Origin of the sequence: Inquilinus sp., from assembly GCF_039594555.1 — a bacterium.
Lineage (GTDB): Bacteria > Pseudomonadota > Alphaproteobacteria > DSM-16000 > Inquilinaceae > Inquilinus.
This window is the reverse complement of sequence record NZ_JBCNNF010000452.1, coordinates 1-5,434: the sequence shown is the minus strand read 5'-3', so window position 1 is coordinate 5,434 and position 5,434 is coordinate 1. Positions and strand designations below refer to the sequence as shown.

Here is a 5,434-nt window from a genome sequence, read left to right as displayed (position 1 = left end):
GTCGCCGCCCTCCGGGCCGATGTCGACGATCCAGTCGGCGGTCTTGATCACTTCGAGATTGTGCTCGATCACCAGCACCGTGTTGCCCTGGTCGACCAGCTCGTGCAGCACTTCCAGCAGCTTGCGCACGTCGTCGAAATGCAGGCCGGTGGTCGGCTCGTCCAGGATGTAGACGGTCTTGCCGGTGGCCCGGCGCGACAGCTCCTTGGCCAGCTTGACCCGCTGCGCCTCGCCGCCCGACAGCGTGGTCGCCGCCTGGCCGATCTTGACGTAGTCGAGGCCGACGCGGTGCAGCGTCTCCATCTTGTCGCGGATCGAGGGCACCGCGCGGAAGAACTCCGCCCCTTCCTCGACCGTCATCTCCAGCACCTCGGCGATCGACTTGTCGCGGTACAGCACCTCCAGCGTCTCGCGGTTGTAGCGATGGCCCTTGCAGACGTCGCACTGGACATAGACGTCGGGCAGGAAGTGCATCTCGATCTTGATGACGCCGTCGCCCTGGCAGGCCTCGCAGCGGCCGCCCTTAACGTTGAAGGAGAAGCGGCCGGGGCCGTAGCCGCGGGCCTTCGCCTCCGGCAGCCCGGCGAACCAGTCGCGGATCGGGGTGAAGGCGCCGGTGTAGGTCGCCGGGTTCGACCGCGGCGTGCGGCCGATCGGCGACTGGTCGATGTCGATGATCTTGTCGAGGAACTGCACGCCCTCGATCGCGTCATGCGGCGCCGGGTGCTCATGCGCGCCCATCAACTGCCGGGCCAGCGCCTTGTACAGCGTCTCGATCACCAGGGTCGACTTGCCGCCGCCGGACACCCCGGTGACGCAGGTGAAGGTGCCCAGCGGCACCTCCATGGTGACGTTCTTGAGGTTGTTGCCGCGGGCGCCGACCACCTTCAGCACCTGGCCCTTATGCCCGGGGCGGCGGGTCGCGGGAACCTCGATGCGCTTGGCGCCGGTCAGGTACTGGGCGGTGACGCTGTCGGCCTCGCGCATCACCTCCTCGGGCGTGCCGTGCGCCACCACCTTGCCGCCATGCACGCCGGCGCCCGGGCCCATATCGACCAGGTAGTCGGCGCTGCGGATCGCATCCTCATCATGCTCGACCACCAGCACGGTGTTGCCGAGGTCGCGCAACCGCTTGAGCGTGCCGAGCAGCCGGTCGTTGTCGCGCTGATGCAGGCCGATCGACGGCTCGTCCAGCACGTACAGCACGCCGGTCAGGCCGGAGCCGATCTGCGACGCCAGGCGGATGCGCTGGCTCTCGCCGCCGGACAGCGAGCCGGAGCCGCGGGAGAGGGTCAGGTAGGTCAGGCCGACGGCGCTGAGGAAGGTCAGCCGCTCGTTGATCTCCTTCAGAATGCGGTAGGCGATCTCCTGGTCCTTGGCCGACAGCGTGTCGTTCAGCGCCGCGAACCACTGCCCGGCCTCGGCGATCGACTTCTCCGCCACCTGGCTGATGTGCAGCCCGCCGATCTTCACCGCCAGCGCCTCCGGCTTCAGCCGGGCGCCGTTGCAGGTGTCGCAGGGGCGGGTGCCCTGGTACTTGCCCAGCTCCTCCCGCGTCCAGGCGCTGTCGGTCTCGCGGAAGCGCCGCTCCATGTTCGGGATCAGCCCCTCGAAGGGCTTCTCGGTCTTGTAGGTGCGCAGCCCGTCATCGTAGCGGAACACGATCGGGTCCTTGCCGGAGCCGTGCAGGATGGTGTTGCGCACCGCCTCCGGCAGGTCGCGCCAGGGCGTGGTGGTGCTGACGCGGTAATGGGCGGCGATCGCCTCCAGCGTCTGGTGGTAATATTTCGAGGACGACCCCTCCCACGGCGCCACCGCGCCCTTGGCCAGGGTCCGGCTTTCATCCGGCACGATCAGCTCGGGGTCGAACACCAGCTTGGCGCCCAGGCCGTCGCAGGCCGGGCAGGCGCCGTGCGGGCTGTTGAAGGAGAACAGCCGCGGCTCGATCTCCGGGATGGTGAAGCCGGAGACCGGGCAGGCGAATTTCGACGAGAACAGGGTGCGGTCGCCGCTGTCGGCGTTCTCGGCGATGGCCAGCCCCTCGGCCAGGCCCAGCGCGGTCTCGATCGAATCGGCCAGGCGATTGCCCAGGTCGTCGCGCACCACCAGCCGGTCGACCACCACCTCGATGTCGTGCTTCAGCTTCTTGTTCAGGGCCGGCACGTCCTCGATCTCGTAGAGCGTGCCGTCGACCTTGACTCGCTGGAAGCCGCGGGCGCGCAGCTCCTGCAGCTCCTTCCTGTATTCGCCTTTGCGGCCGCGCACGATCGGGGCCAGCAGGTACAGCCGGGTGCCGTCGCCCATCGCCATCACCCGGTCGACCATCTGGCTGACCGTCTGGCTCTCGATCGGCAGGCCGGTGGCGGGGGAGTAGGGCACGCCGATGCGGGCGAACAGCAGCCGCATATAGTCGTAGATCTCGGTCACCGTGCCGACGGTCGACCGCGGGTTGCGGCTGGTCGTCTTCTGCTCGATCGAGATCGCGGGGGAGAGGCCCTCGATCGAATCGACATCCGGCTTCTGCATCAGCTCGAGGAACTGGCGGGCATAGGCCGACAGGCTCTCGACATAGCGGCGCTGGCCTTCGGCATAGATCGTGTCGAAGGCCAGGGACGATTTGCCGGAGCCGCTGAGGCCGGTGATGACGATCAGCTGGTCGCGCGGCAGATCGACGTCGACATTCTTCAGATTGTGCTCGCGCGCGCCGCGGACGCTGATGGACTTGTGCATCGCCAGATCACTCATGCGGGAAGGGCGTCCCCGGGTTTCCGGGCACACCGATGTGCAATATGGGACGGGCGAGGCCCGAAAGCGACTCCGGCCCGATCATCGGCCTGCCCGCCGGCGCTGCGGCCGCGTGCAGGCCGGGCGAGTCCGATGGAGGGACTCGAACATATCGGGAACGTTGCGGTCAAGCGGAAAGCGGGATAGGATGCGCGTCCAAGCCGTCCGGGGACATAACCTCGGGGCCTCACGCCGGAGACTTCATGATCCGTCGGATCGGCCTGATCCTGGTCCTGCTGCTCGTGTCGGGCGCCGGCGAATCGATGGCAGCGACGCTGGACTGCAGCGATGCCGGTAAGCGCCTCTGGAGCCGCAGTGACCCTCAGGTCAATCTCAGCCACATCTTCTGCGGTGAGATCGGGCGCAACGGCGACCCCAAAGGCTTTCATTCGCGGGCCGTCGAACTGCCGACCGGCGCGGTCGACCGGGTCGAGGATGGCCGCCATGGCGCCGGCGAGATCTATGACGCGACCGTGGTCTACAGCAACGGCCGGCGCAAGCGGTCGACCTTTTATCCGGACGACTGCTCTGCCGAGGCGATCCTGCGTTCGGTGCTCTATGCCTATCGGAACCAGACCGGCGATCATCCGGCCTGGGGCGTGCTCGGCCCATCAGCGCCGGTGCAGGGCGATGCGCAGGACGGCTATTGCCGCGACGACCGAGGCAGGCCCTTTGAGATCCGCATCGGCACCATCCAGCGCCGCGGCCAGGACGCGATCAACACCGCGTTCCCGAACTGAGAGGGCGGGATGAAGGCAAAGCAGAGCACGATCGAGGTCACCCGCGACGCCGAAGGGCGGCCCCGCGTCGTGTCCGGCACCGCAGCGCCGATCCTGGCCGACTTCCTGGAGACCGACCTGCGTGGCGACGCCGCCTGGACGGCCAGGGTGGCCGAGCGCCTGGGCGCGGCCGGGGAGGGTGGCGAGCCGATCACCGGGAACCTTTACGCGCTGGAGATCCGCGGCGCCCAGTCGGTGCTGCGCAACATCCACGACGCTAAGGTGCCGCCGCTGGTGATGCCGACGCGGGACCTGGCGGCGGCGGTCGGCGCCTGGCTGGCGGCGCTGCGCAAGCCTGCGGCCAGGCCGCGGAAGAAGGGCTGAGGCGGCTCACGATCGAAGTGATTGGCATCGGCGGACCATCCGTCTAGGGTCCGCCCCGGAATTGAGCAGTGAGTGAGGTCTGGATCATGGCTGGCAGCGTCAACAAGGTCATTCTGGTCGGCAATCTCGGCCGCGATCCGGAGATCCGGTCCTTCCAGAATGGCGGCCGCGTGGCGAATCTCTCGGTCGCGACGTCGGAGAACTGGAAGGACCGCAACACCGGCGAGCGCAAGGAGCGCACCGAGTGGCACCGCGTCGTGGTGTTCAACGACGCGCTGGTCGGGGTGGTCGAGCGGTTCCTGAAGAAGGGCTCGAAGATCTACATCGAGGGCCAGCTCGAGACCCGGAAATACACCGACCAGAGCGGCGCCGAGCGCTACACCACCGAGGTGGTGCTGCGCCCGTTCCGCGGCGAGCTGACGATGCTCGACGGCCGTGAAGGCGGCGGGGGCGGGGGCGGCGGCTTCGAGGATGAGGGCGGCTCGGGCGGCGGCTACGGCGGCGGCGGTGGCGGCTATGGCGGTGGCGGCCGGTCCTCGGGTGGCGGCGGCTATGGCGGCGGTTCGTCGGGCGGCGGCGGGTCCTCCGGCGGCGGCCGCGGCCCGATGGCGGACGACCTGGACGACGAGATTCCGTTCTGATCCGTCCGGACGGGTGAAACGAAACGGGCCGGCTGGGAAACCAGCCGGCCCGTCTGCTTTCAGGAAGGGCGCCTCAGCCGATGGCCTCGATCGGATCACGCCGCGCATTGTCCGGCGGGGTGCGGCGCACGCCGGGCTGGGCGGCCCAGGCTGCCGCATTGGCGATCACTGCCTGCACCTGGGCGTTGTGGTAGCTCGGGAAGGTCTCGTGCCCCGGCCGGAAGTAGAAGATCCGGCCATAGCCGCGGCGATAGGTCAGGCCGCTGCGGAACACCTCGCCGCCCTTGAACCAGCTGACGAAGACCAGCTCGTCCGGCTCCGGCACGTCGAAGAACTCGCCATACATCTCCTCCTGCGGGATCTCGATGTAGCGGTCGAGCCCGGCGGCGATCGGATGGGCCGGGGCGGTGACCCAGATCCGCTCGGTCTCGCCGTCCTTGCCGTGCACCCGCCAGTTGACGCTGCAGCTGGTGCCCATCAGGCGGCGGAAGATCTTCGAGTAGTGGCCGGAATGCAGCACGATCAGGCCCAGCCCGCCCATGACGTGGCGGCGCACCCGCTCGACCACGGCGTCCGACACCTCCTCATGCGCCTTGTGACCCCACCACAGCAGCACGTCGGTGCGGTTCAGTACCTCGTCGGTCAACCCGTGCTCGGGCTGATCCAGCGTCGCGGTGGCGACCTCGAAGCCGCGCTGGCGCAGCGGGTCGGCGATCGCCTCGTGGATGCCGTCGGGATAGACGGCCGAGACCTCGGGGTTCTGCAGCTCGTGCCGGTACTCGTTCCAGACCAGCAGGCGGGGGAGGGCCATGTCGGAAGTCTCCAGGGTTGGGCTGCGATCAGGGCAGGGTCTCGGACAGCGACACCCATGTGCCGTCCTGGGCGCCCGACCGCATGCAGGCGAAA

5 protein-coding genes are annotated in these 5,434 nt (G+C 68.6%); 3 read left to right on the top strand and 2 right to left on the bottom strand.

Annotated features, from left to right (window positions below; all coding sequences use genetic code 11):
• Window positions 1–2,730: excinuclease ABC subunit UvrA (gene uvrA / locus ABDW35_RS31415; RefSeq protein ID WP_343717779.1), on the bottom strand; the 2,730-nt coding region annotated here is incomplete at its 3' end.
• Window positions 2,731–2,987: 257 nt separating this feature from the next.
• Here uvrA and ABDW35_RS31410 point away from each other — a divergent pair.
• The 3 genes from ABDW35_RS31410 to ssb all read left to right on the top strand — a co-directional run bounded on the left by ABDW35_RS31410 (window position 2,988) and on the right by ssb (window position 4,528).
• A complete protein-coding gene (locus ABDW35_RS31410; protein ID WP_343717778.1) occupies window positions 2,988–3,524 on the top strand; it encodes an EndoU domain-containing protein in 537 nt (178 codons plus the stop codon).
• A 9-nt stretch (window positions 3,525–3,533) separates the two neighbouring features.
• The gene (locus tag ABDW35_RS31405) at window positions 3,534–3,887 is read left to right on the top strand and encodes a hypothetical protein (RefSeq protein ID WP_343717777.1); all 354 of its coding nucleotides are present in this window, start codon (window positions 3,534–3,536) and stop codon (window positions 3,885–3,887) included.
• A gap of 86 nt (window positions 3,888–3,973) precedes the next feature.
• Window positions 3,974–4,528, top strand: coding sequence for a single-stranded DNA-binding protein (gene ssb, locus ABDW35_RS31400; protein WP_343717776.1), 555 nt, complete (start codon window positions 3,974–3,976; stop codon window positions 4,526–4,528).
• A gap of 73 nt (window positions 4,529–4,601) precedes the next feature.
• Here the strand turns inward: ssb and ABDW35_RS31395 are convergent, their stop codons facing one another.
• On the bottom strand, window positions 4,602–5,339 hold the full coding sequence (locus tag ABDW35_RS31395; RefSeq protein WP_343717775.1) for a ThuA domain-containing protein: 738 nt from the start codon (window positions 5,337–5,339) through the stop codon (window positions 4,602–4,604).
• Window positions 5,340–5,434 lie beyond the last annotated feature (95 nt).

Coding starts and splice junctions, on each gene's coding strand:
- ABDW35_RS31405 (WP_343717777.1), top strand. CDS start 3,534: ATGAAGGCAAAGCAGAGCACGATCGAGGTCACCCGCGACGCCGAAGGG.
- ssb (WP_343717776.1), top strand. CDS start 3,974: ATGGCTGGCAGCGTCAACAAGGTCATTCTGGTCGGCAATCTCGGCCGC.
- ABDW35_RS31410 (WP_343717778.1), top strand. CDS start 2,988: ATGATCCGTCGGATCGGCCTGATCCTGGTCCTGCTGCTCGTGTCGGGC.
- ABDW35_RS31395 (WP_343717775.1), bottom strand. CDS start 5,339: ATGGCCCTCCCCCGCCTGCTGGTCTGGAACGAGTACCGGCACGAGCTG.